The organism is Bacillus sp. BR3(2024) (assembly GCF_039134555.1).
GTDB classification, from domain to species: Bacteria; Bacillota; Bacilli; order Bacillales; family Bacillaceae_G; genus Bacillus_A; species Bacillus_A cereus.
This window is the reverse complement of sequence record NZ_CP152433.1, coordinates 527,501-554,463: the sequence shown is the minus strand read 5'-3', so window position 1 is coordinate 554,463 and position 26,963 is coordinate 527,501. Positions and strand designations below refer to the sequence as shown.

Here is a 26,963-nt window from a genome sequence, read left to right as displayed (position 1 = left end):
CTCCTCCTAGAAAATAACCGATATATTATATATCTATATAATATACTATTTTCCACAAAAAGTAAAGTTAAACATACATTGGAAAAGCACTTATTTTACTGACAATTCGTATGTTCCATCGCCATTATCATATTTATATACATACAAGTAATACTTACCTGGTTTTACATTAAATTTTGCTTCTATATGATTCCCATTAGCTTGACCGTAAGCCGCATAATTTTGCATATCTGATTCATGGTGAAGTACCCATGTCATCCCAATTCCATACTCATTTAAAACAGAAATGTCGATATCTTTCGCTGATGCTACATTAAATGTATAAACATCAGTGTGGTCCCCGCCAATAAGACTACCTTTTATAGTACTATTTAGCCCGATACGATTTGCTTCCTCTGGACGATTATTTGGTTCTGATTCTGTTAAACTTCCATTTTTAATCGTAACAGTTGTTTCGCTTCTGCTCTCTTTTCCCTTATCATCTTTTACTCTTAACGATACTTTATAAGAACCTTCTCTTTCATATACATGTACTGGATTCACTTCTGCACTTGTGCTTCCATCTCCAAATTCCCATAAATAAGAAGCAATTTTTCCATCTTCATCGTTTGAGCCATCACTTTTAAATTGAATTCCCTCTTTTACAAGACCACTATAAGGGCCATTTATATTAACCGTTGGAGCTTTATTTTCTCCATCATCTTTTGCGATTCCATGGAAGACTACATCATATTCAAATTCATTTGAGCTATTCACACGATAATTGACGAAGTATGCTGTAACAGTTTTGTAGCCACTCCATTCTTTTTGCGCCAATTGTTCTAAAGATTCATTTACTCTTTTACTCATTTCTTTCCAATCTTCTGATTCACCTTTTGTGACACTACCTGTATACGTACCTTCTAATGTAAATGTATTAAAGAATTGAGAATTATGTTTTGTCATTTTTGTATCTTTCATAGGCAACGTATCACTAATTTCTTTCTTCACCGCTGCTAATGACTTCGTTTCATGTTCAGCTAAATAATCATCAGCTACTTCTGGTACAGTGTATGTATCTTGATTATCAATTAACTGCTGCATATACTCTTGATACTCTTTATTTAACTTAGGATCTTTACTTAGATTTTCACGATATGCATCATAATTTTTCACGTCATTCGCACGAATCAAATCTTGAATTTTATCAAATGTTTCAAACTGATGCGTATATAAGTAAGACTGCAATGCGAACGAGTAATTATAGAAATCCCAAGAACCGTATTTAGCAAATAGTGTACGCTCTGCTGTATAACGGCTTGCAGGATCAGATGATAATCCGCTAATTATACTCTTTCTTGGTACAACGTTATTCGTACGAGTAGATCCTGCGAAAAACTCTGCATTTCCTTCTTGGAACCAAGTTAACCTTTCATTTTGATACATATCTCCTCTTCCAAATAGACCTGGTACTTCATATCTACCTTGCAGGTAATGAGTAAATTCATGACGGAATAACTCTTCTAAACTATAAATACTTTGCTCTGGTGTACGCTCATATGTAAAGAATGTACCTGTCTCTTCAATATAAATTCCACCGTTGTTTGTTTCATATCCATACAATTGTCTATTTAACTGATATTCATCTGGACTATTATAAATTACGATCGTTAATACATCATCCGCATTTCCTGGCTCTAACGCTTTGTCATTTCCAATTACACGGTGATACTGTGCCTTTACTTCCTTCGCAGCCCAATATAGTCTCTTAATTTTTTCTTCTGATACTTTATCTCCTGTTTTGAACACAATTGATCCATCGTCGAATGTATACGTTTTTGGTAAGTATTGCTCTTTTCCTTCTTTACGTATTTTCTCTAAATCTACTGTATTCCCGCTATAATCTTTACCATTATAATTTGTTGTAATTTGTTCTACCGCAACAAAATACGGTTCACTTAAGCGCGGGTACATATGCATCGCTTGTGTAACAACCTCTAATCCTTTATTTGGATTGATATGAAACTTCCCTAAACGGCTAGCAAAATAAATGCCATTATTAACGAGCCATTTATTTTCTGGCGTTACTTCATTTAGAAGAGCAATACGATTTATTTCATTAATAAACCCATCTACTTTTCCATACCACATCGTTTCATTCGCTTCTTTACGAGCCTCAGTTAAGTACGACTGTATATCATAGTCAATACCTTGCATAATATCGTATATTGCTTGTCCCTTCATTCGATCATTTACATAAGTAGTATAATTATCATTGTATTGCTTTAAAATATTCGATGCATATTGAACCGTTTCAACATCGCTTGAAGCATTACTAATTAATTTACCGTACGCAGATACGACTGTATCTTGTTCAACTGTACCAAGCTTAAAGTTTGGATTTTTTGCGATTGCTTTTAAAGCAGGTAAACATTTATCCTGGAAGCTTCTTTCATTTAAGTCGCTTAATTCACTATTATAAAATGCAAGATAAAAAGCTGAACGCAGCACTTCAGTAAACGTTTGAATTCCTTTTGAATCATCTTTCGTAAATGTACTACCTCTATGAGCTAATTCATCTATAATGACTTGCATTTTTCCTTTATCTTTATAAAAAGCCTTTGCATCTTCATTAAACTGGAATAAGTCTGTAATTTGGTGCCATTTAATACTGCCTAACGTTTCAACTAATTCTTGGTCATTCATTTTGTTTAAATCAGCCATTGAATAGCTTTCTTTAACCTGCTTTACTGCAGTTTTCTTCGTAATAGATGCTGGTCGCTGTGAAAAATCTCCTACTTTTAAACGTTCTTGAAATGATAAAGTTTCATCACCTTTTGAAATATGTCCAACTTCATCTACCGACTTTTCAATTCCAACCGGTTTCGTTTTTAACACGTTATACGGTACTTTTTCTTCCGCTGCTGCATGAGTTTGAAGTGCGCCTAACGATAAAGCCATTGTACTAATGCTAAGCATCACTTTATTGATCTTTGATTTCTTGTTCATATCCTGACCCCCTATTTTAATATTCCATTCAAGAATTTAACATAAAATCAGGATGTAACAATATAAAATGCAATATTTCATATTATTTCTTCCTATAATTTGTACATATCGTGAACGCATTGCTCTTTACCTCCCTAAAACAAATTGCATCCTTTCACATTATAAAAAGGGAATTTTTTGACAATTAAAAACTTAATTGTTATGATTATTATAATTGTTAACTTTATTAAATAAGGGTGGGATTCTATGATAAAAAAAGAAAACAGTGTATTTTATATCTCCTTCTTGCTAACAACATTATTCATTATATGGGGAATTACCCCAGCAAGTTGGATACAAGGCTACGATTTACAAAGTGTTACATCTTCTTTAAACTCATTTATCCTCAATAAATTTGGATGGTTTTACTCTCTACTTATGACTACAATGATTATTTTGGCTGCTTATTTAGCATTTTCCAAGTACGGTTCTATTCGTCTTGGTAAAGATGGAGAAAAGCCAAAATATAATTATCCATCTTGGCTATCCATGTTGTTTGGGGCAGGAATGGGAATTGGACTCCTCTTTTATGGAATCGCTGAACCGATTTCACATTTTACAGATCCGTTAACAGGAAAAGCAGGTACAGAAGAAAGCGCCAAACTCGCTATGCAATATTCATTTTTCCACTGGGGACTCTTTCCGTGGTCACTATACGCAATGGTCGCTTTAACAATTGCATATTTCACATTCCGCAAACAAAAAGGTAGCACTATCGGGGCTACAGTTACTCCATTATTTAATCGATCGAAAAATTCCCGTATCGGAAAAACAGTTGATATTTTAGCTGTTTTAGCCACAGTGTTTGGCATTGTACCATCTGTTGGGATTGGTGCTCAACAAATTGCTGGAGGATTAAGCTATTTATTCCCTTCCATTCATAACACTTTACTTACTCAGCTCGTACTTATAGCTATCTTCGCTGTTTTATATTTAACAAGTGCACAAACTGGCTTAGATCGTGGGATTAAATATTTGAGTAACTTGAATTTCTCTCTTGCAGGTATTTTACTCATCTCTTTCTTACTTTTAGGACCAACTGTATTTATTATGAAATATTTCACATCTACACTCGGTTCTTATATCGGCGCTTTACCTAGTATGGGATTAAATTTAGGAGCATTTAATGAAAAATCTTCTGCTTGGATTGAAAACTGGACTATTTTCTATTGGGGATGGTGGATCTCTTGGTCTCCATTCGTCGGTACATTCATCGCTCGTATTTCTAAAGGACGCACAATAAAAGAATTTATTTTTGGAGTTGTATTAGTCCCAACCCTTATCTGTACATTTTGGTTTGCAGTATTTGGTGGTACCGCAATTCATATGGAAATGTTCCAATCGCTTGGAATAGCTGATGAAATTGCAAAAAATGGTACAGCGATTGGATTATTTGCTGTTATTTCACATCTACCATTCTCTACATTTTTAACGATTATCGGGTTAATTTTAGTAGCCACATTTTTCGTTACTTCTGCCGATTCAGCAACATTTGTTGTTTCAATGCAAACGAGTAACGGAAGCTTATCACCGAAAAATAGTTTAAAACTTATATGGGGATTAACAATCGCGATAATTGCCGCTATTTTATTACAAGCTGGAGGATTAAATGCACTACAAATCGCAGCTATCATCGCAGCACTACCATTTTCTATCGTAGTCGTTCTTATGGTCATTTCGCTCTTTAAGGAGCTGCGAAAAGAAGATGTTAATTTGCAAACAAAAGAAGTATCTCAAAAAATAAAAAAGGTTATGTAACGATTAGCACCTCAAATTACTTCTGAATCCGTAACAACTGAGGGAAAAGTAGATTAATAAAACCCATTCGTATGAAATATAATTTTCATACGAATGGGTTTTCACTCTATTATATAGTGTTGTAAACATGCCTTCTCCTCAAATCCTACTTTCTTGTACAATTTCATCGCACGATCATTATTCGTATTCAAACATAATTCTATCTCCTTCATTCCTTGGAAGGAAATAATATACTGAATTGCCTTTTGTAATAACCGCTCTCCGACACCTTTTCTTCTACTATTTTCAGCGGTTGCAATAAATTCGATATTCGCCTCTTGAAACTCTGGATTTACTTCCACATATACATAACCTTCTAACTTATCATTCTTCATACTTACAAATAATTTATTCGTATTACTTAAACGTTCAATAATTTCGTTTCCGTCATAATACGTATTAGAAAACACATGATTGTGTAAAGCGATAAACTGCTCAAACACTTGTGATAAAGCCTCTTCTACATTACATATAATACGGTGCTCCACAATATTATTTAAAACGAGAATACTATGTCGCCCTTGTTCTTTTGCATGTAAATTCCTCATTAAACGGGCACAATTATTATTTTCCACATGATAAAAACCATAAAATCTCTCAATATGAAAAGGCACCTTTTCTATAAGTTCCTTCCACATATGTAAAGCAACTTCTTCCCAATTCTCTGCGATAATAAACGGCCCCCATATCTCTGCACATTTCTTTACTTCATCCACATCAAATCCTAATAAACCTATTAAATTATTATTCTCATAAGTAGCAACAAAAGATTGTTCCCAGCCTATATCTGAAAAATCATGAATAATTGTCTGTAACAACTCCTCTTTCTCATCTCCACAATAGCCAACATGATGAGTAGCATCTTTATTCATATTCGCAATAAATGCTGCCACCTCTTCAATTTTCAAAATAGAACTGACATACATAACCTCTCCTCCTTCACTAATATATTCACACCTTTTCCATTTATATCCTTCTAAAAAAGACATCACCATAAGCATATTTCAAAATGAAATCGCCATGATAATGTCTTCTCAAAACTCATATAATCATCTTACGTTATAATAAGATAAAACGTTTTTTATTTCTTAAATAATCTCTTTCTAAATACAAACATACTCAGTGCTGAAAGAACTAACGCTATGCCTGAAAGTAATGTTGATGTATTCTCTTGTCCACCTGTCGCTCCTAATGATTTCTTACTTTCTTCTTGCTTATTAACAGCTGGTTTATTTTCTTTCACAACTTGATTATTCACGTTTTGTTCTTGGACTACTGCTGATTGATTTACCGCGTCTTTTGAACCTTCAATTTCTTTTCCTGTTTCTTTTACCTCCGCTTTCGATCCTTCAACTCCTGTTGTTGGCTCGTCCACTTCCTCTTTCGCTTCTTCAACTTCTTTCGTTGGCTCTTTTACTTCCTCTTTTACTTCTTTTACCGGTTCTTTCACTTCTTCTTTTGTACCTTCAACTTCTTTTACCGGTTCTTTTACTTCTTCTTTCGTTTCTTCAACTTCTTTTACCGGTTCTTTTACTTCTTCTTTCGTTTCTTCAACTTTTTTTGTTGGCTCTTTTACTTCTTCTTTCGCTTCTTCAACTTCTTTTGTTGGTTCTGTCACTTCTTCTTTTTCAACTATATTTTGGATTACCGTTCCGTTAAACCTTATGCTAATTTCATCAGAATCTAAATCAAATTTATACACCTTTTCACCTGGGGTACTCCATTTTATTACTCCGTTATTAAACGTCCCTCCCTCACTTACCAATTGAATATTTTCAATACTTTCTCCTTCTAAATCATATACAGGAACTTGAATTTCTTCGTTTATTTTTGCATCATTTAAAATGATATTTTGTCTTCCAACATCAATTGTAAACCACTGACCTAATTGTATTAACGGCCTTACATCACGAATCTCATTTCCAGCTAAATTTAAGCTAAATAAGTTTAGCATGGAACCAATAACCGTTACATCTTTAATATGATTGTCCGCAAGATTTAACCACTGTAAATTTTCCAATGAAGATAGTGGTGTTATATCTTCAATTTGATTATGAGATACATTCACATTATTCAATTGTTTCAAGTTTGAGATGAACTCAATATTTTTCAGGCCTACTCCTTCTAAAGTAAGTTTTTCTAAATTCGTCATGTATTCTAAACCTGTTATATCTTTTATCTCATTTCCTTTTTCTTTAAGTATCTCTAATTTTTTAATCTGTAATAAATCTTCTTTTGTGATAGGAGCGTTTACATTCTCTCTACCTAAATTCTCTTTATTAATATGTTGTTGTAAAGTTTTATCGAGAATTACATTTTGACTTTCTTTTTGTTTTTCAACTATATTCTGTATAACCGTGCCATTAAATCTTATTTTACTTTCAGTAGAATTAGTATCTAGTTTAAATTCATATATTTTTTCTCCAGGACTATTCCATTTTATAAATCCGTTATTCAGAGTAGCCCCCTCACTTTGTAGATTAATATTTTGAAGTGGCTCTCCTTTAAGGTTGTATACTGGGATTTTTATTTCTTCATCTACACTTGCTTCATTTAAAAAGATTTTTTGTCTTTGAATGTCAATTGAAATTCGCTTACCTAATTCCTCAACAGGCCTTACGTCAAAAATTTCATTAGCTCCAAGATTTATCTCATGTAAATTTGTTAAAGTGCTCAACGGCGATATATCAGAGATATAATTCTCTTCTAAATTCAGCACTTGTAAATTTCCTAATTGAGATAATGGTGATATATCTTTTATTTCACTATCAGAAATTTCTAGTTCAATAAGATTACTCATTTTACTAATAGATTCAACATTATTAATTTTATTGTTCCCTATCCATAATAGTTCCACATTATTTAATCGATCAATTCCCGTAAGATCACTGATTTGATTATTTGCTAAGTATAATTGTTTCATAGTTGATAATGTAAATAATGGCTGGATATCTTTAATGTTATTACCGATTAAATCTAATGTTTTAATTTTTTTCATTTTACTTAATGGTGTAAGATCAGAAATTTTATTATCTCTTAAAAAAAGCATATTAATATTCTCTAACTGCTCAATTGGGTGAATACTTTCAATTGAATTAGACGTTAAATCAACGTACTTCAAACCTCTCAACTTCGAGATGGCTGATATGTCTTTTACATTAGACTCTCGTAACGTCAACTTCTCTAAGTTTGTCATATACTCTAAACCAGTTATTTTATTTATTCCTTTACCTGAATAAATGGATAAAGTTTTAATTTGTAATAAATCTTTCTTTGTGATTGGCGCATCTACATTATCTCTATTTAAGTTATATTTATTAATATATTTTTGTAATTGCTTATCTAATATTACATTTCCGTTTTCATCTTGTTGCTCCTCTTTATTTTCCTTTTGTTTTTCTGGAACATTGTTCTCTAAATTCAATGTATTTACTTCAAACTGTACTTGGTACTTATTGTCATAGGCCATTGTTGGAATATAAATATGCATTCGCATATTATACCTTTTTCCTAATTCCCCTACTTCAAACTGAATCACTTTCGTTCCATTTTTCTTTTTGTCTTCTGATATTACTTTCACATCATGAAACACACCTGGAGTGTGAATATCCTCTGTCTTCAAGTATTGAAAGAAATCACTATCACTTAACGTTGCTGTTACAATTTTCTTTCCATTCTCAATTGTTAATTTCGGATCCTTTATATAAACAGCTGCCATAGACTCTTCATTCGTTTTATCTTTATACGCTTTAATAACAGCGTCATATGTACCATCTTCTAAACCTTGTCCAGTTTTATTCGCCTCAATTGCTACTGCCGCTAAAGCAGGTGTTGAATACACAGCAAACGGAAGTGATAACGCCGCCGCTATAATCATTGCATTTATACGTTTTCTTTTATTTTGTTTCAACTTTACATCTCCTCCGAAATATATAATTCAAAATGTAATCATTTCTCGAATAAATGATAATGATTTTCATTATCATTGTCAACTGAAAAAATAAAAAGTTTACAAAAAAAGAACCTCTTTAAAAGAGGTTATGCCATTTTCTCACCTGATTCTTCTCTAAAAAAGCTTTTCATCGCATGAAATACGTCTGCTTTTTGCTTTAAAATATAGTATCTAAAGTTTTCATCTTTAATATTTTTATAGGCTGACATGAGTGTACTGTGGCGGTTGTACTGGTTCACTTCCCCATACCCAAACATATTACACTTCTTCATTAGCTCTTCAACAAGTTTTACACATCTAGCATTATCTGATGTTAAATTATCACCATCTGAAAAATGGAATGGATAAATATTATAGCGGTCAGGTGAATATTTATTATCGATAAGTTCTAATGCTTTTTTATATACGGAAGAACATATTGTTCCGCCACTTTCTCCTTTTGAGAAAAATTCTTCTTCTGTAACGACTTTCGCTTCTGTATGATGAGCAATAAATTCAATATCAACTGTTTCATACTTTGTGCGTAAAAATCTTGTCATCCAGAAAAAGAAGCTACGTGCCATATATTTCTCCCATATTCCCATCGATCCACTCGTATCCATCATCGCTAATACAACAGCTTTTGAATCTGGCTTTAATACTTCATTCCAAGTGCGGAACTTTAAGTCTTCTTGATGAATTGGATGAAAAGATGCTTTACCACCCATCGCATTTCGTTTATATGCGGATATCATTGTTCGTTTCTTATCGATATTTCCCCATAATCCTGTTTTTCTAATGTCATTAAATTCAACATGTTCAATCCGGTTTTCATCCATTTCTTTTCTCTTTAAATTAGGCAGTTCTAACTCTCTGAAAAACGCTTGCTCTAATTCTAAAATAGAGACTTCAGCTTCATAGTAATCTTCCCCAGCTGCATCTCCTGCTCCTTGCCCTTTTCCTGGCCCTTTTTGTTTTTGACCACCTGATCCATCTCTCGCAACGACATCACCAACTTTGCTGTCACCGTTTCCTTGCCCAACATGTTTATTTTTATCATAATTGTATCTAATCTTATATTCATCTAGAGAACGAATTGGTATTTTTACAACATCCTTGCCATTAGACATAACTATACTTTCTTCTGTTACAAGATCGGGTAAATTATTCTTAATTGCCTCTTGTACTTTTTCTTGATGGCGCTGTTGGTCGTCATATCCTTTGCGATGGAGGGACCAGTTTTCCTGTGAAATCGTATAATTTGGTTGATTTTCTTCGCCCATTCCTTTCCCTCCTTACTGTAATTGTCTTCCTGTATGAACAGCAATCTATAAATTTTGTTCTGTAATATGCAAGCTAGAATATTTGAAAGGTAACTGCCCACAGAAAATCATCCCATAAACATTTATAACGTTTTTCATACAATACCCCGAGCATCCTAAACAAAATTTTGCCACTCACATAAATAGAAAGAAATATTCAGCCACTGATAAGAAAGAAACACAATGCATTGTTGCACACATTTTTACTTTGCAACATATTGTATTGTGTTGGCTTTTTTCGTATGAATGGTTGGTTACTCTATCATATGCATATTGTAAAAATAATTGACAATAAATTCATAAAATTGCATCTTAATTTATTACATTTGGACAAGGTATGACACTTTATACACATATGAACGGATAATAAAACGCTGTCCCGCAAAATACAAGAGACAGCGTTTTGTTATCAAACTATCTGTTTAACAAGCTACCTACATAGCGTAGTAATTCATTTGCTGAAGAAGAATTATAACCATGCTCATCAATTAAACGCGCAACAACATCATTGATTTTCTTAAGCTGATTTTCGTCCGGCGTTTTCGTTGATGTTGTAATTTTCACTATATCTTTTAAATCAGCAAATAGTTTTTTCTGAATCGCTTCACGAAGACGTTCATGTGAATTATAATCAAAGCGTTTTCCTTTACGGGCATAAGCAGAAATGCGAATTAAAATCTCTTCACGGAACGCTTTCTTAGCATTTTCTGAAATTCCAATTTGCTCTTCAATTGAGCGCATTAATTTTTCATCTGGACTCATTTCTTCTCCTGTTAACGGATCACGTAATTTCGATTTATTGCAGTACGCCTCAACGTTATCTAAGTAATTATCCATAAGCGTCTTAGCTGATTCTTCATATGAATAAACAAACGCTTTTTGTACTTCTTTCTTCGCGATTTCATCGTATTCTTTTCTCGCTAATGAGATGAAGTTCATGTAACGTTCACGGTCTTCATTACTAATGGATGGATGCTGATCTAGCCCATCTTTTAAAGATCTAAGTACATCTAACGCGTTAATAGATGGTACCTCTTTTCGAATGATTGTAGACGAAATTCGGTTAATGACATAACGAGGATCAATACCCTTCATACCTTCATCTTGATATTCGCGTTGTAATTCTTCTACATCAATCGCATTATAACCTTCTACCGTTTCTCCATCATACAAACGCATCTTTTTAATTAAATCAATATCCGGACGCTTCGGATCTTTTAAACGAGTTAAAATAGTGAACATTGCTGCAACGCGAAGTGTGTGTGGTGCAATGTGAACATTCGATACATCACTTTCACGAATCATTTTTTCATAAATATGTTCTTCTTCACTTACTCGTAAATTATAAGGAACTGGCATTACAATAATTCTTGAGTGCAATGCTTCATTTTTCTTATTTGCTATAAATGAGCGATACTCTGTTTCATTCGTATGCGCTACAATTAATTCATCTGCTGAAATAAGCGCAAATCTTCCCGCTTTGAAATTCCCTTCTTGCGTAAGCGATAATAAGTGCCATAAAAACTTCTCATCGCATTTTAACATCTCTTGGAACTCCATCATTCCTCGGTTTGCCTTATTTAATTCTCCATCAAATCGATACGCACGCGGATCTGATTCTGAACCATATTCTGCAATCGTAGAAAAGTCCAGACTACCTGTTAAATCTGCAATATCCTGTGATTTTGGATCAGACGGGCTAAATGTACCAATCCCTGTACGGCGATCTTCAGAGAAGAAAATACGCTCTACAACTACATCCTCAATTCTTGATCCGTATTCTTGCTCTAAACGCATGACATTTAGTGGTGATAAATTCCCTTCAATTCTAACCCCATACTCATTAAAGAAATCATCTCGTAAATGATGTGGAATTAAATGCAGTGGATCCTCGTGCATTGGGCATCCTTTAATTGCAAAAATTGCTCCGCGATCTGTTCTTGAATATGTTTCTAATCCTCGTTTCAACATTGTAACTAACGTTGATTTCCCTCCACTAACAGGACCCATTAATAATAAAATTCTTTTTCTAACATCTAATCGTTTTGCAGATGGATGAAAATATTCCTCTACAAGACGTTCTAGAGCATCCTCTAATCCAAAGAGCTGATTACTAAAGAAGTTATACTTTCTTCTACCATCAACTTCTTCAATTCCAGCGTCTTTTATCATATTGTAAATGCGAGAGTGTGCTGTTTGAGCCACCCATGGTCTTTCTTTCACAAGCTCCAAATACTCCGCAAACGTACCTTCCCATTGTAAACGTTCTTCTGCTGCTCGATGCTGTTCAATCTTTTTTAGAATATCCATTATAGCTCCTCCCCCATCTCCTTGTTCAATCGGATTATTATAAAAGGTATGCTAGGATGTCCTTAAACATTCTTTAAATCAAAACGAAATATATACTAGCACGCTAAAATTCTCTCCAAAATTCAAAGAAAATTCTGTATAATATAGGTATTAACATTTTTACACTGCTATTCATTATAAATAAATTCTTTTCTTCTAAGAACCTTACATACATTTTGGATAATAAATAAAACTCATAAACCGAAAACAGTAAGGAGGATATTAGTATGAAATTATTATTAATTTTAGGTGTATCACTCACATTTCTTACAGCTATTTTTACATCCGGTTACAATGACAAACCAGGTACACATAAAAAATGATGTGCTTTTAGCACATCATTTTTTTATTTATAATACATATTTTCCATATCATATTTGGATAGTGGTCGGCTATAATAATAACCTTGTACAAGCTTCACATTCTTTTCTTTCAAAAACTGTATTTGCTCCTTTTTTTCTACTCCTTCTGCAATTATATTCAATTCTAAAGTATGAGCTAAATGAATAATTGCAGCTGTAATATTCGTATCACGTTCATCTATATGTATACCTTCCATAAAAGAACGATCAATTTTTAAAGTATCAATTGGATATGTTTTTAAATAACTTAAAGATGAATAGCCTGTTCCAAAATCATCTAAATGAATCTTTAAATTTTGTTCTTTTAATTGTAGTAACACTCTCTTTGATATATCTTTATGTATAAGAGCTCCTTCTGTAACCTCTATCGCTAATAAATGAGCTGATACATTGTACTTATTTAAAGCCCGTGTAATCATCTCTATTAATGTAATAGAACGAAAGTGTCTAGCTGAAATATTAACCGCAATTGGGACCACTTCATATCCTTTATTTAACCATTCGCGCAGTTGCTGACACACTTGATTTACTACCCATTCATCGAGCTTAATAATAAATCCTGTTCTTTCTGCCAACGGAATAAATTGGTTTGGAGAAACAAATCCTAATTCCTTATTCTCCCACCTTATTAAAGCTTCCATACTAGCTATTTTTTTCGTTTCAATATTAATTTGTGGCTGATAATATAAGAAAAATTCATTTTTTTCTATAGCACGATGTAACTGGTTTTCTATTATAAACCTTTGTTCACGCTCACAGTCTAATCCACTACAATAAAAATGATAATGTCCTTTTCCTTTTTCTTTTGCTTTTTCTAAAGCAGCATCGACCCTCTGAAATAGTATTTTTTCATCTTCTCCATCTGCTGGAGCCATTACAATTCCAATTGATGCACTTAAATATACATCTTCTTCTTCGATTACAAAATATTCACTAATATTTTTCAGTATGCTTTTTGCAACTTCCTCTACATATTCTTTCTTTATATTTTCTATCAACATAACAAATTGATCATCGTGTTCTCTAAATAAGTGCATACCTTCTATTTTTAGATTGCTTAAACATTCTGTAACTTTTTGTAATACTTTATCTCCCTCTTTATGACCAAATGTATCATTAATACGATGAAACTCATCTAAATCTATAAATACAAGCGCAAAATTTACACTCTCATTTAAAAAAGTATTTAACTTATTTGTACATGAAATTCTATTCATTAATCCCGTTAACTGGTCATAGTAAGCTAAATATTCTGTTCGCATTTCGTTTAATACTTGCCTTGTAACATCTCTCGTAACAATATAAATCCCAACAATTTCACCGTTCACAATAATCGGGATAGTTCTCAAAGAAATATATAGCTCGTACCCTTCTTTATGAACATATTTCTTTGAAACAATTTGTTTTGCTTTTCCTTGCATCGATCTCTTAAATATAATTTGAAAATCTTTTTCATATTCTTTATTAATGAATTCAAAAATAAATTTATTATTTAATTCCTCATACCGGTATCCAAATATTTCATACGTTGCCGGATTTGCATATGTAACTCTCCCTATAGAATCTATAGATATAATTGAGTCATTATTATATTCCAGTAACGACTTAAATAACATTTGTTTTTCCTCTATCTTTGTCTTCTCCTCAATTTGAGCTGTAATATCTCTTGTAATGCAAATAACAAATTGACATATTCCTTCTTCGTCGCAGACAGGATTAAGTGAAGATTCATAATGTATCTCACCTTTTGGTAAATTGACTACATCACAAAAGGTGTGTGCTTTCGCTTCTCTCACTACTTTTGCATATTGCCTTTGCAATATCCCCGCTATATCTTTTGGTAATACTTCTGCAAAAGTTTTTCCATAGCACTCTTCGCTTAACCTAGCATAATCCATTCCTATTTTATTCACATACATATATTGAAACGTTTCATTATCAATAACTTTCAATATGAATACTAAATCTTGAATAGCATGTAATAATCCTTGTCTAATTAAATCCATATCTATCATACTTAAAAAGGTATTTTGATTGCTATATTCTTCCTTCATATTTATCTCAACCCGTCTTATCTATTTTTAATCATATATCCCATTCTATATGATTATGTCCTCTCTTTTAAATGTATGATTATATATTATTTTTATTTTATAAAAAAAAGTCGCCATATGGCGACTTTTAATAAACGATTTCTAAATCTAATCCAGGGTAATTTTGTTGACGGAACGCTTCATAAATTAAAATTGCTGCTGTATTAGATAAATTTAATGAACGTACTTTATCTGTCATTGGAATACGTAAACAATGATCAAAGTTTTCTTCGATTACATTAGCTGGTAAGCCGTTTGTTTCTCTTCCAAATACAAAATAGTAATCCTTCTCACGCTTGCTATAGTCAAACGCTGTATGAGCTTTCTCGCCATACTTTGTTAAATAGAAGAATTCACCGTCTTTATTTTTTTCATAAAATTCTTCAATTGAATCATAATACGTAATTTTTACGTGCTGCCAATAATCTAATCCTGCACGCTTTAACATTTTATCATCCGTTGAAAATCCAAGCGGTCTAATCAAATGTAATTCTGTTCCAGTTGCTGCACAAGTACGAGCAATATTCCCTGTATTTGCTGGAATTTCTGGCTGATATAAAACAACATGTACTCCCACGCGATATTCACCTCTGTTTTTTGTCTACTACGTATTATACCACTTGAGCGAAAAATCTCTACCCATTAATAATATGAAAGAATTTATATTTCATTTGTGGTGTATATTTACTAGAGTCTTCATAGTTCCAATAACGTCGACGGCTATTCGCTGAATGTGCATTTACAAGCGGCATACCATCTGCATCTTTTGCTACTACAATCGTCGTATGATTCCATCTTCCGTCATCCTCGAAATCATAAGCAATGACATCTCCAAGAATAAGTTCTTCTGGCCTCTCTACCGCCTCTGCTCGAAGTCCTGTTGTAGCACCTGACAAATACCAATAAAAAGAATGTGCAACAGCCCAGCTCCAACTCCACTGATTCTCCCTTTGCCACCATCCTTTACGAATATTAGGATACCCGTTCATAGGTACTTCTCCAGTATGAAGACATTGAGAAATGAAATTCGTACAATTATCAGGGAAATTACGATACATAGGATTCCGGTCATCCCACCAACGCTCTGCATATTTCACTGCCTCTAAACGATTATACTGATAAGAACCGTACTTCTCTTTCGTAATATCCCTTTCTAATGTCTCACCCATTCTAATTTCTTCTGACACTTCAATAGCAGAATCGCCTATAATTCGACTATTATTTAAACAAACTCTTCGTTTTAATTGTTCCTCTTCAATATAAAATAATTCTTTATGCTTAATTAAATATTTAAAATGTATTTGATAATCAATTTCTTGATGGTCATTACTATTTAATTGTCTAATGAAAGAAACATCCGCAGTTGCTTTCACTATATGTGCACTACGCCTTTGAAACAATTGTTTCTTTCTCAGTGCCATTTGTAGTAAATCCTCAGCAATACCATCCACATTCGTTCTTTTCTCCGTTATATATGCTAAAAATTGTTGTACTTGGTTTTCAATCTTCGTTTTTACAACCATTCTGTCTCCCTCCCATATTACAATATGAAAAAGGGAAATATTATCTACTCTTTTTTCTGTGCTAACAATTCAAGCCCGCGATTCATTTCATGAAGCACTTCTTCATCTTTCTCACGTTCCATCGCTTTCTCAATCGCTTCGCCTACTCCATCTCCGCCAATTTTCCCAAGTGCCCATGCTGCCGTTCCGCGTAGTACCGGTCTTGGGTCATCTTTCATAACACCAATTAAATCTGGAATTGCCGATGCTTCTTTAAAATGTGCTAATGCTAAAATCGCATTTCTTTGCAGTGGCTTTTTCCCTCTCCATGACCCTGACATAATCCCATATTTCTCTTTAAAATCACGATTACTAATTGTTAAAAGTGGCGTTAATAATGGTTTAACTAGCTCAGGATCCGGCTCCATCTCAGGATGATTATGAAAATCCATTCCTTTGTTTTTCGGACAAACAGTCTGACACGTATCACATCCATATATGCGATTTCCAATTTTATCGCGATATTCTTCAGGTAGGAATCCTTTCGTTTGTGTTAAAAACGCAATGCACTTCTTCGAATCTAACTGTCCCCCCTGTATTAAAGCACCGGTAGGGCAAATATCGATACATTTCGTACAGCCTCCGCATTGATCTTCTATCGGCTTATCTGGCGGGAATGGAACATTTGTAATCATTTCCCCTAAGTATACGTACGAACCAAATTCAGGTGTAATAATAGAGCAGTTTTTACCGCTCCATCCAATACCAGCACGCTCTGATACAGCTCGATCACTTAATTCACCTGTATCAACCATGGACTTCACTTCTATATCGGGAAGTTTTTCAATTAAATATGCCTCTAATTTTTGCAAACGATCTCGTAAAACAAGATGATAATCTTGTCCCCAAGAAGCACGACAAAAAATCCCACGGCGTTCTCCACGCTTACTTAATGGTGCATTTTTTAATTTTGAAGGATATGCTAAAGCAATCGCAATAATTGATTTAGCACCCGGTAATAACAGTTGCGGATTCGTTCTCTTCTCTATATCAGGCTCTTCAAATCCAGATTGATAATTTAATTGTTGTTGCTGGATTAAGCGCTGCTTTAATTCCTCAAAAGGAGAAGCGCTCGCAAAGCCTATTTTATCTATGCCAATTGTTTTACTATACGCAATTACATCTTGCTTTAATTGTTCAAAATCCACTCTTAATCGCCTCCTCAGATGAATCCATCCCCTTATGTAACCACTCTATTGGTTAGTAATTCACGTTTGGAATACTATTATTTACTTCTATTTTCGCATGTAATTATATTTTTCAAACATTAAAAAACGCAATGCCTCGTTTATCTCGGAAACGAAACACTGCGTTGATCACAATTTATAGAAAAACATTTAATAAAATTTGGAGCGGGTGAAGAGAATCGAACTCTCGACCAGAGCTTGGAAGGCTCTTGTTTTACCACTAAACTACACCCGCAAATATGAATTACATATAAGATATTAGAATAACTTATGTAAAATAGTATAGCATGTGAAAAAAGTAGAGGCAAGAATTTTATCGAAAAAAGTCGAAAAAGTGATGAGAGACCTCATCACTTTTTCAATTCTTTATCAATTGCCTTCTTCATACTATCAAAATCAGGATTTGCAAGATTTCCGTTTACATATACAGAAGGGGCACCTTGAACTTTTAATTTTTGAGCACGATCTGAATCTTTACGTACTTTTTCTGTAATTTCTTTACTGTGTAAGTCTTTCTTAAATTGCTCTACATCAACTTTTGGAAGTTTCTCTTTCACAATGCTAAGAAGCAAATCTTCTGTAATCCATTCTTCCGTATCTTTCTTTTGATTTTGATAAATCTCATCATAGAAAATCCAGAATGAATCTTTATCTTGTTTATAAATTGCTTCACCAGCTGCTGCACCTAAATCTGAGTCTTTTCCGATAAATGGGAAGTTAATAAAATATAACTGCACTTTGCCTTTATCAATATACTCTTCTTTTAATCGAGGTAATACTGTTACATCCCAAGTACGACAAGCAGGACATTTAAAGTCTCCAAATTCAACTACCTTAACTGGAGCATCATCTTTCCCTAAAGATTGTTGCGTAGAATAAGCAAACATCTCATTCCCTTTATCTTTTTTGTCATTTATGATGCTATACGCAATTGTTCCAATTACAATCAATACTGCGATAGAAAAAACTATACCAAGAGCCATGAGTTTATTTGATTTCATATACATTCCTCTTTAAATTCATATTCTGTATACAGCCTTGTACACAATACACATAATATCAACACTTATATACGTCACGCAATGAACACGCTCACATAAATTACAAAAACACAATAATTGTGACGATATTGTGTCACAATTTGTCACAATTTATTCAAAAAAAGAAGCTCCTCTATAGGAACTTCTCTTAACTTACTGCTTTTTTACGCGCGCTATTTAACATCGACTGCTCTATTTTTATATCATGACGAATTACCAATTTCTCACTAACTGCTTGAACATACTCATCATGGCTTATATAGCCTTCTTTCTCCATTAGTCTCAAAACGACATTACGTCTCTCTACTGCTTTATCATAATTTTGGGCAGGTGAGTAATAAGCAGGTGCTTTTACTACAGCAGCCATCATTGCACTTTCAGCCAACGTTAATTGGTTCACCTTTTTACCGAAGTAAAGGTTTGCTGCTTTTTCAATTCCCCATGCTCCTTCTCCATAATAAATATTACTTACATATAATTTTAATATTTCATCCTTCGTAAATGTGCGTTCAATTTTTTTCGTATAAAAAATCTCTTTCCACTTCCGAGAAAATGTACGTTCATTCGTTAAAAAGGCATTTTTAGATAGCTGCTGTGTAATTGTGCTTCCTCCTTGCACGACACCACCAGCCTTTATATTCTCAACAGAGGCCCTAATAATTGCTATATAATCTAAACCGTTATGATGATAAAATCTTTTATCTTCTGTCGCAATAAATGCATGTGTTAATGATTCTGGCACCTCTAACTTAGCCGGTACATGTAATTTACTAATATCACTTTTCTCAATCATTACATTTCCAATGAATAATAACGTACAACTTAACAATAATAATAATATAATGGCTTTATAAAAAAGTTTAGTCATTGGATTTAATGCAACTTTTTGATGATAGTTCACCCTAGATAATACTCGTTCTTTCATCTTGAACACCTCTTTTCCACACAGCATATAACTCTTACTTTAAGAATACATTGTTGTAAAAAAATATCCCATCGATTTCTCTTACACGTACCTTACATCATTGTAAGGTATAAAGTGAAACTTTAATCGGTCCTCATTAATCAAGCTTACTGCCCAGCAAATAGTGGGATAAAAGAGTATTGTATCACAGTCTTTTTTTATCTACTATTCATCTGAAATATTGAATATAGGTTATGTTAAAGTACGAATAACCAATAAAAGAGAAACCCTTAAGACTATTATATTTTCACTTTATACTTTAATTATATCATCTACAAATATATATACTTTTGACTATCTAGTAATCTAAATGTATATAACATATAGATTTATTATACAGAACAAACGTTCCCAAAATCAATACTAGTGCTATTATTATTTTGACCTTTTTCTTAAACAGTATACAAAAAAAGAGTAGTGATTCGAATGTATCTCAAATCGGCTACTCTTTTCTTTACAATCTTCCTATTAAATTATACGGCTGTACTTCCCACGTTTCATACGGAATAAAATGTGTTGCTCTCATTGCATCAAGCGTTCTGGATTTCATATGAGGACGCGTTATATACTCATCTATGTTCTCTTCATTTAAATCAACAAATTTAGCCTCTTGTATTTCTTCAGGTTGAATTTTTATTTCACCACTTATATATGCTACTTTAAAAACAACAGCTAGAATATGCATAGAAGTATTATAATAAACGCCTGTAATTCCGATAGGCTTCACCGTTAACCCTGTTTCCTCTTTTATTTCCCTACAGACAGCTTGATCGAGCGCTTCGCCTTCTTCTACCTGTCCTCCTGGCAACTCCCACGTATCAGCTCGCCAGTGCACTTTTGTTAATAACACTTCATTTTTTCCATTTGTTAAATAACCGGCTACAGCAACGATATGCTTTGGTGTCTTATGTTCCATATTAAGCCTCCTAGAGATAATGAATATTTTATATATCCCTATAATCATATTCCCTACCTACAACAAAATACCTTTAATACTTCATCACCTTAATTAACTTCATAAAAAAGACCCTATCCGCTAAGCGAAAAGGGTCATCTATCGTATTACTCTCCTAAGTCTACGTTGTGATAAACTTGTTGAACATCTTCTAAATCTTCTAATGCATCAACCATTTTCTCAAATTGTGCTTGAGCATCTTCAGGAAGTGTTACATCACTTTGTGCAAGCATTGTTAATTCTGCAACTGTAAACTCCTCAACGCCAGCACCTTTAAGTGCAGATTGTACTGCATGAAATTGATCTGGTTCAGCATACACGATAACAGAATCTTCTTCTTCTAGAATGTCACGTGCATCTACATCTGCTTCCATTAAAATTTCAAGAACTTCATCTGATGTTTTACCTTCAAGGCCGATAACAGCTGTCGCATCAAACATGTAAGCTACAGAACCGTTCACACCCATATTACCACTGTTTTTGCTAAATGCAGCTCGTACATCTGCTGCAGTACGGTTTACGTTATTTGTAAGTGTATCTACAATAACCATAGCTCCATTTGGTCCGAATCCTTCATAACGAAGCTCGTCATAATTTTCTTCTGAACCTCCTTTTGCTTTTTCAACTGCACGATCAATAATTGTTCTTGGAACATTGTATGTTTTCGCACGCTCTAATACAACTCTTAGTGCTTGGTTTGATTCTGGATCTGGCTCGCCTTGTTTTGCTGCCACATAAATTTCACGCCCAAATTTCGCGTATATACGGCTTGTATTTGCATCTTTTGATGCTTTTTTGTCTTTAATATTGTTCCATTTACGGCCCATACTTTCCACTCTCTTTCCCGTTTTAAATCTACATAAAAATATTAATATGAAATATAATGTGTGTTCAACACATTTTTAAAAGAAATATAAAAAGTTCATTTTTGATTCATATTACAGACATAATATAAATCACTATCATTTTGTTCTTTCGACAAGTTATATTATACATGAATTCCTACGTTTATTACGAATTTTAGAAGCACATAGTATAATTTAACAAAAAGACTCTAACATTTCTGTTAGAGTCTTTTTATATTGCCAATAAAGATTTCCATATTATTTCCATAATTGTTTTCTATTGTTGTATAATAAAAATAGGAAAAAATTTGAAGAAAAGATGGAGGGTGAATTATGACACATTCAAAAGACAAAAAATCACATGCTTTTAAAGGAATAGGAGAAAAATTAAACCCAACTATCTATCAAGTGAGATTCATGAAATTAGATGAACCAATTCGATTTGAGTCGTTTCCTGAATTAAAGGAATTAGGAGACTGGTTGAGTACTTCAACGCACATGTGGTCATGCCACTCAACTATGTACAAATACAACAGAGAAGAGTTTGAAAAGAAGTTCTTAGAAATTACGAAATTAACAGCTGATCATGTACTAATATCTACTGGTGGCGTCGGATTTAACTTCCTGTCACCAGGTTGGAGAAATTCTCTATAAAATAATGAAATTATATAAAGGGATAAAAATTTATCCCTTTATTGTTTTGTAGCTTTCCCCAACTGTATCGCATGTACTAAATGAATAAGTTTACCTTAATCATTTATAACCATTTCACCAACACACCATTTTGCTTATTTTATAGTGTGATGAAAACATAAAAAGACTCTACACATTTGGTGTAGAGTCTTTTATTACGCCGTTCATGATACCGATGGTCGGGGTCGAACCGACACTCCCGAAGGAACACGATTTTGAGTCGTGCGCGTCTGCCAATTCCGCCACATCGGCACAAAAGAAAAGGCGGCAACCGGATTTGAACCGGTGATAAAGGTTTTGCAGACCTCTGCCTTACCACTTGGCTATGCCGCCATATTAAATTTTATTGGAGCGGAAGACGGGATTCGAACCCGCGACCCCAACCTTGGCAAGGTTGTATTCTACCACTGAACTACTTCCGCAAAAATGGCTGGGCTAGCTGGATTCGAACCAGCGCATGACGGAGTCAAAGTCCGTTGCCTTACCGCTTGGCTATAGCCCATCGAATTCTTACTTAATTATATGTAAGTATCCATTAGATTATTTGTAATTTTTAAAATAAAAATGGGGCGACTGATGGGAATCGAACCCACGAATGCCGGAGCCACAATCCGGTGCGTTAACCACTTCGCCACAACCGCCATGTTGTGTAAATATATTTGGCAGGGGCAGTAGGAATCGAACCCACACTGGAGGTTTTGGAGACCTCAGTTCTACCTTTAAACTATGCCCCTATGTAAATGGTGGAGGGGGGCAGATTCGAACTGCCGAACCCGAAGGAGCGGATTTACAGTCCGCCGCGTTTAGCCACTTCGCTACCCCTCCGAAACTTACATGGTGCCGGCTAGAGGACTTGAACCCCCAACCTACTGATTACAAGTCAGTTGCTCTACCAATTGAGCTAAGCCGGCGTATTTTATTAAAATAAATGGTGGCTCGGGACGGAATCGAACCGCCGACACGAGGATTTTCAGTCCTCTGCTCTACCGACTGAGCTACCGAGCCTTATTAAAATGGCGGTCCCGACCGGGGTCGAACCGGCGATCTCCTGCGTGACAGGCAGGCATGTTAACCACTACACCACGGGACCATTTGGTTGCGGGGACAGGATTTGAACCTGCGACCTTCGGGTTATGAGCCCGACGAGCTACCGTGCTGCTCCACCCCGCGATAATACTATTCATATAAAATTTATATGGTGGAGGATGACGGGATCGAACCGCCGACCCCCTGCTTGTAAGGCAGGTGCTCTCCCAGCTGAGCTAATCCTCCAAAGTGGTGACCCGTACGGGATTCGAACCCGTGTTACCGCCGTGAAAGGGCGGTGTCTTAACCACTTGACCAACGGGCCAAATATTATAAATCCTATGGCGGAGAGCAAGGGATTCGAACCCTTGATACGCTTGTGACGTATACACGATTTCCAATCGTGCTCCTTCGGCCAACTCGGACAGCTCTCCAATGGCTCCGCAGGTAGGAATCGAACCTACGACCGATCGGTTAACAGCCGATAGCTCTACCGCTGAGCTACTGCGGAATAATATTGCCTGGCAACGTCCTACTCTCACAGGGACAAGGTCCCAACTACCATCGGCGCTAGAGAGCTTAACTTCCGTGTTCGGTATGGGAACGGGTGTGACCTCTCTGCCATCATTACCAGACATTATTCTTTTGAGACAATCATTATTATAACTTATTTACTTTAAAAGTCAACAAGTTTTTTTATGTTCTCTCAAAACTAGATAACATTGCTACATATTATATGGTTAAGTCCTCGATCTATTAGTATTCGTCAGCTCCACATGTCACCATGCTTCCACCTCGAACCTATCAACCTGATCATCTTTCAGGGATCTTACTAGCTTACGCTATGGGAAATCTCATCTTGAGGGGGGCTTCATGCTTAGATGCTTTCAGCACTTATCCCTTCCGCACATAGCTACCCAGCTATGCCCTTGGCAGAACAACTGGTACACCAGCGGTGCGTCCATCCCGGTCCTCTCGTACTAAGGACAGCTCCTCTCAAATTTCCTACGCCCACGACGGATAGGGACCGAACTGTCTCACGACGTTCTGAACCCAGCTCGCGTACCGCTTTAATGGGCGAACAGCCCAACCCTTGGGACCGACTACAGCCCCAGGATGCGATGAGCCGACATCGAGGTGCCAAACCTCCCCGTCGATGTGGACTCTTGGGGGAGATAAGCCTGTTATCCCCGGGGTAGCTTTTATCCGTTGAGCGATGGCCCTTCCATGCGGAACCACCGGATCACTAAGCCCGACTTTCGTCCCTGCTCGACTTGTAGGTCTCGCAGTCAAGCTCCCTTATGCCTTTGCACTCTACGAATGATTTCCAACCATTCTGAGGGAACCTTTGGGCGCCTCCGTTACACTTTAGGAGGCGACCGCCCCAGTCAAACTGCCCACCTGACACTGTCTCCCGGGTCGATAAGACCCGTAGGTTAGAATTTCAATACAGTCAGGGCGGTATCCCACCAGCGCCTCCACCGAAGCTAGCGCTCCGGTTTCAATGGCTCCCGCCTATCCTGTACAAACTGTACCAAAATTCAATATCAGGCTACAGTAAAGCTCCACGGGGTCTTTCCGTCCTGTCGCGGGTAACCTGCATCTTCACAGGTACTATAATTTCACCGAGTCTCTGGTTGAGACAGTGCCCAAATCGTTACACCTTTCGTGCGGGTCGGAACTTACCCGACAAGGAATTTCGCTACCTTAGGACCGTTATAGTTACGGCCGCCGTTTACTGGGGCTTCAGTTCAGAGCTTCGCTTACGCTAACCCCTCTCCTTAACCTTCCAGCACCGGGCAGGTGTCACCCCCTATACTTCGCCTTACGGCTTCGCAGAGAGCTGTGTTTTTGCTAAACAGTCGCTTGGGCCTATTCACTGCGGCTTTCCGTTAAGAAAGCACCCCTTCTCCCGAAGTTACGGGGTCATTTTGCCGAGTTCCTTAACCAGAGTTCTCTCGCACACCTTAGGATTCTCTCCTCGCCTACCTGTGTCGGTTTGCGGTACAGGCACCTTTTATCTCGCTAGAAGCTTTTCTTGGCAGCGGGGAATCAAAGACTTCGCTCCATAAGGAGCTTCCCCATCACAGCTCAGCCTTTACGATAAGCGGATTTGCCTACTTATCAGCCTAACTGCTTGGACGTGCACAACCAATCGCACGCTTCTTCTATCCTTCTGCGTCCCTCCATTGCTCAAACGATAAAGAGGTGGTACAGGAATATCAACCTGTTGTCCATCGCCTACGCCTGTCGGCCTCGGCTTAGGTCCTGACTAACCCTGAGCGGACGAGCCTTCCTCAGGAAACCTTAGGCATTCGGTGGACGGGATTCTCACCCGTCTTTCGCTACTCATACCGGCATTCTCACTTCTAAGCACTCCACCAGTCCTTCCGGTCTGACTTCACTGTCCTTAGAACGCTCCCCTACCACTGATACCATTGGTATCAATCCGCAGCTTCGGTGGTGTATTTAGCCCCGGTACATTTTCGGCGCAGAGTCACTCGACTAGTGAGCTATTACGCACTCTTTAAATGGTGGCTGCTTCTAAGCCAACATCCTAGTTGTCTAAGCAACTCCACATCCTTTTCCACTTAATACACACTTTGGGACCTTAGCTGGCGGTCTGGGCTGTTTCCCTTTTGACTACGGATCTTATCACTCGCAGTCTGACTCCTAAGGATAAGTCATTGGCATTCGGAGTTTGACTGAATTCGGTAATCCGATGAGGACCCCTAGTCCAATCAGTGCTCTACCTCCAAGACTCTTACACTTAAGGCTAGCCCTAAAGCTATTTCGGGGAGAACCAGCTATCTCCAGGTTCGATTGGAATTTCTCCGCTACCCACACCTCATCCCCGCACTTTTCAACGTGCGTGGGTTCGGGCCTCCATTCAGTGTTACCTGAACTTCACCCTGGACATGGGTAGATCACCTGGTTTCGGGTCTACGACCACGTACTAAACGCCCTATTCAGACTCGCTTTCGCTGCGGCTCCGCCTCTTCAGCTTAACCTCGCACGGGATCGTAACTCGCCGGTTCATTCTACAAAAGGCACGCCATCACCCGTTAACGGGCTCTGACTATTTGTAGGCACACGGTTTCAGGATCTCTTTCACTCCCCTTCCGGGGTGCTTTTCACCTTTCCCTCACGGTACTGGTTCACTATCGATCACTAGGGAGTATTTAGCCTTGGGAGATGGTCCTCCCAGATTCCGACGGAATTTCACGTGTTCCGCCGTACTCAGGATACATTCAAGAGAGAACGAAGTTTCGACTACGGGGTTGTTACCCTCTACGACGGACCTTTCCAGGTCGCTTCGTCTACCTCGTTCCTTTGTAACTCCGTATAGAATGTCCTACAACCCCAAGAGGCAAGCCTCTTGGTTTGGGCTATGTTCCGTTTCGCTCGCCGCTACTCAGGAAATCGCATTTGCTTTCTCTTCCTCCAGGTACTTAGATGTTTCAGTTCCCTGGGTCTGTCTTCCTTACCCTATGTATTCAGATAAGGATACCATACCATTACGTATGGTGGGTTTCCCCATTCGGAAATCTTCGGATCAAAGCTTACTTACAGCTCCCCGAAGCATATCGGCGTTAGTCCCGTCCTTCATCGACTCCTAGTGTCAAGGCATCCACCGTGCGCCCTTTCTAACTTAACCAAACTAAAAATTAAAAAATATGAGCTACACTGTTATCTAGTTTTCAAAGAACATACATTTATATATGAGAGATAGTTCTCTCAAAACTGAACAAAACGAAACACGGAAACTTTATTGATGAACAGCGTTCATCAATTCTCCATAGAAAGGAG

General features: G+C 36.3%; 15 protein-coding genes, 16 tRNA genes and 3 rRNA genes (1 of these 34 cut by a window edge). 2 read left to right on the top strand and 32 right to left on the bottom strand.

What is annotated here, in order from left to right:
* Window positions 1–90: 90 nt before the first annotated feature.
* Window positions 91–2,988 (bottom strand): collagenase ColA, encoded by a 2,898-nt coding sequence (colA, locus tag V7S45_RS02890; RefSeq protein WP_025687701.1) that lies wholly within the window; start codon window positions 2,986–2,988, stop codon window positions 91–93.
* Window positions 2,989–3,234: 246 nt separating this feature from the next.
* Here colA and opuD point away from each other — a divergent pair, with 246 nt between their 5' ends.
* The gene (opuD, locus tag V7S45_RS02885) at window positions 3,235–4,785 is read left to right on the top strand and encodes a glycine betaine transporter OpuD (protein ID WP_025687702.1); all 1,551 of its coding nucleotides are present in this window, start codon (window positions 3,235–3,237) and stop codon (window positions 4,783–4,785) included.
* A 101-nt stretch (window positions 4,786–4,886) separates the two neighbouring features.
* Here opuD and V7S45_RS02880 read toward each other — a convergent pair whose 3' ends face one another.
* From V7S45_RS02880 to V7S45_RS02820, 13 genes are all read right to left on the bottom strand, one after another.
* Entirely contained in the window at window positions 4,887–5,750 is an 864-nt protein-coding gene (locus V7S45_RS02880) for a GNAT family N-acetyltransferase (RefSeq protein WP_025687703.1), read from the bottom strand.
* A gap of 155 nt (window positions 5,751–5,905) precedes the next feature.
* Window positions 5,906–8,734 carry a leucine-rich repeat domain-containing protein gene (locus V7S45_RS02875; protein ID WP_342761645.1) on the bottom strand — a complete coding sequence of 943 codons (2,829 nt, stop codon included), beginning with the start codon at window positions 8,732–8,734 and terminating at the stop codon, window positions 5,906–5,908.
* 128 nt (window positions 8,735–8,862) lie between these two features.
* Window positions 8,863–10,038, bottom strand: a complete 1,176-nt coding sequence (gene yhbH, locus V7S45_RS02870; RefSeq protein WP_000503517.1) for a sporulation protein YhbH — start codon at window positions 10,036–10,038, stop codon at window positions 8,863–8,865.
* Between the two features lie 453 nt (window positions 10,039–10,491).
* Complete coding sequence (locus V7S45_RS02865; RefSeq protein ID WP_006925087.1) at window positions 10,492–12,387, bottom strand: PrkA family serine protein kinase; 1,896 nt, start codon at window positions 12,385–12,387, stop codon at window positions 10,492–10,494.
* A 385-nt stretch (window positions 12,388–12,772) separates the two neighbouring features.
* Complete coding sequence (locus V7S45_RS02860; RefSeq protein WP_025689772.1) at window positions 12,773–14,842, bottom strand: EAL domain-containing protein; 2,070 nt, start codon at window positions 14,840–14,842, stop codon at window positions 12,773–12,775.
* A gap of 127 nt (window positions 14,843–14,969) precedes the next feature.
* Window positions 14,970–15,458, bottom strand: a complete 489-nt coding sequence (gene trmL, locus V7S45_RS02855) for a tRNA (uridine(34)/cytosine(34)/5-carboxymethylaminomethyluridine(34)-2'-O)-methyltransferase TrmL (protein WP_000538147.1) — start codon at window positions 15,456–15,458, stop codon at window positions 14,970–14,972.
* A 58-nt stretch (window positions 15,459–15,516) separates the two neighbouring features.
* Window positions 15,517–16,404 (bottom strand): amidase domain-containing protein, encoded by an 888-nt coding sequence (locus V7S45_RS02850; RefSeq protein WP_000260591.1) that lies wholly within the window; start codon window positions 16,402–16,404, stop codon window positions 15,517–15,519.
* Between the two features lie 44 nt (window positions 16,405–16,448).
* Window positions 16,449–17,591, bottom strand: coding sequence for a tRNA epoxyqueuosine(34) reductase QueG (gene queG, locus V7S45_RS02845; RefSeq protein WP_000345215.1), 1,143 nt, complete (start codon window positions 17,589–17,591; stop codon window positions 16,449–16,451).
* 200 nt (window positions 17,592–17,791) lie between these two features.
* Window positions 17,792–17,865, bottom strand: a tRNA-Gly gene (locus tag V7S45_RS02840).
* Between the two features lie 115 nt (window positions 17,866–17,980).
* Complete coding sequence (locus tag V7S45_RS02835) at window positions 17,981–18,631, bottom strand: thioredoxin domain-containing protein (RefSeq protein WP_000841308.1); 651 nt, start codon at window positions 18,629–18,631, stop codon at window positions 17,981–17,983.
* A 187-nt stretch (window positions 18,632–18,818) separates the two neighbouring features.
* The gene (locus V7S45_RS02830) at window positions 18,819–19,595 is read right to left on the bottom strand and encodes a transglycosylase domain-containing protein (RefSeq protein WP_000664715.1); all 777 of its coding nucleotides are present in this window, start codon (window positions 19,593–19,595) and stop codon (window positions 18,819–18,821) included.
* Between the two features lie 493 nt (window positions 19,596–20,088).
* Window positions 20,089–20,550, bottom strand: coding sequence for an NUDIX hydrolase (locus V7S45_RS02825; RefSeq protein WP_000400469.1), 462 nt, complete (start codon window positions 20,548–20,550; stop codon window positions 20,089–20,091).
* Window positions 20,551–20,696: 146 nt separating this feature from the next.
* Window positions 20,697–21,416: a YebC/PmpR family DNA-binding transcriptional regulator gene (locus V7S45_RS02820; protein ID WP_000532952.1), complete on the bottom strand. Its 720-nt coding sequence runs from the start codon at window positions 21,414–21,416 to the stop codon at window positions 20,697–20,699.
* 351 nt (window positions 21,417–21,767) lie between these two features.
* On the opposite strand from V7S45_RS02820, the gene V7S45_RS02815 reads away from it, so the two are divergent.
* Entirely contained in the window at window positions 21,768–22,088 is a 321-nt protein-coding gene (locus tag V7S45_RS02815) for a DUF3884 family protein (RefSeq protein WP_025690149.1), read from the top strand.
* Between the two features lie 209 nt (window positions 22,089–22,297).
* Here the strand turns inward: V7S45_RS02815 and V7S45_RS02810 are convergent.
* The 18 genes from V7S45_RS02810 to V7S45_RS02725 form a co-directional block, all read right to left on the bottom strand.
* Window positions 22,298–22,379, bottom strand: a tRNA-Leu gene (locus tag V7S45_RS02810).
* Between the two features lie 10 nt (window positions 22,380–22,389).
* A tRNA-Cys gene (locus tag V7S45_RS02805) sits at window positions 22,390–22,460 on the bottom strand.
* A gap of 14 nt (window positions 22,461–22,474) precedes the next feature.
* Window positions 22,475–22,549: transfer RNA gene (locus V7S45_RS02800), tRNA-Gly, on the bottom strand.
* A 5-nt stretch (window positions 22,550–22,554) separates the two neighbouring features.
* A tRNA-Gln gene (locus V7S45_RS02795) sits at window positions 22,555–22,629 on the bottom strand.
* A 63-nt stretch (window positions 22,630–22,692) separates the two neighbouring features.
* Window positions 22,693–22,768 (bottom strand) — tRNA-His (locus V7S45_RS02790).
* A 19-nt stretch (window positions 22,769–22,787) separates the two neighbouring features.
* Window positions 22,788–22,861 (bottom strand) — tRNA-Trp (locus V7S45_RS02785).
* Window positions 22,862–22,868: 7 nt separating this feature from the next.
* Window positions 22,869–22,952: transfer RNA gene (locus V7S45_RS02780), tRNA-Tyr, on the bottom strand.
* Window positions 22,953–22,962: 10 nt separating this feature from the next.
* Window positions 22,963–23,038: transfer RNA gene (locus tag V7S45_RS02775), tRNA-Thr, on the bottom strand.
* Window positions 23,039–23,056: 18 nt separating this feature from the next.
* Window positions 23,057–23,132 (bottom strand) — tRNA-Phe (locus V7S45_RS02770).
* A 9-nt stretch (window positions 23,133–23,141) separates the two neighbouring features.
* A tRNA-Asp gene (locus V7S45_RS02765) sits at window positions 23,142–23,217 on the bottom strand.
* A gap of 3 nt (window positions 23,218–23,220) precedes the next feature.
* Window positions 23,221–23,297, bottom strand: a tRNA-Met gene (locus V7S45_RS02760).
* A 26-nt stretch (window positions 23,298–23,323) separates the two neighbouring features.
* Window positions 23,324–23,399, bottom strand: a tRNA-Val gene (locus V7S45_RS02755).
* 4 nt (window positions 23,400–23,403) lie between these two features.
* Window positions 23,404–23,478 (bottom strand) — tRNA-Glu (locus V7S45_RS02750).
* Between the two features lie 17 nt (window positions 23,479–23,495).
* Window positions 23,496–23,587, bottom strand: a tRNA-Ser gene (locus V7S45_RS02745).
* Between the two features lie 2 nt (window positions 23,588–23,589).
* Window positions 23,590–23,664 (bottom strand) — tRNA-Asn (locus V7S45_RS02740).
* Between the two features lie 8 nt (window positions 23,665–23,672).
* Window positions 23,673–23,788, bottom strand: a 5S ribosomal RNA gene (rrf, locus tag V7S45_RS02735).
* A 101-nt stretch (window positions 23,789–23,889) separates the two neighbouring features.
* Window positions 23,890–26,811 (bottom strand): 23S ribosomal RNA (locus V7S45_RS02730).
* A gap of 145 nt (window positions 26,812–26,956) precedes the next feature.
* Window positions 26,957–26,963: ribosomal RNA gene (locus tag V7S45_RS02725) — 16S ribosomal RNA — on the bottom strand; it runs 1,545 nt beyond the window's last position.
* The 16S, 23S and 5S rRNA genes sit together here with 15 tRNA genes alongside, the layout of an rRNA operon.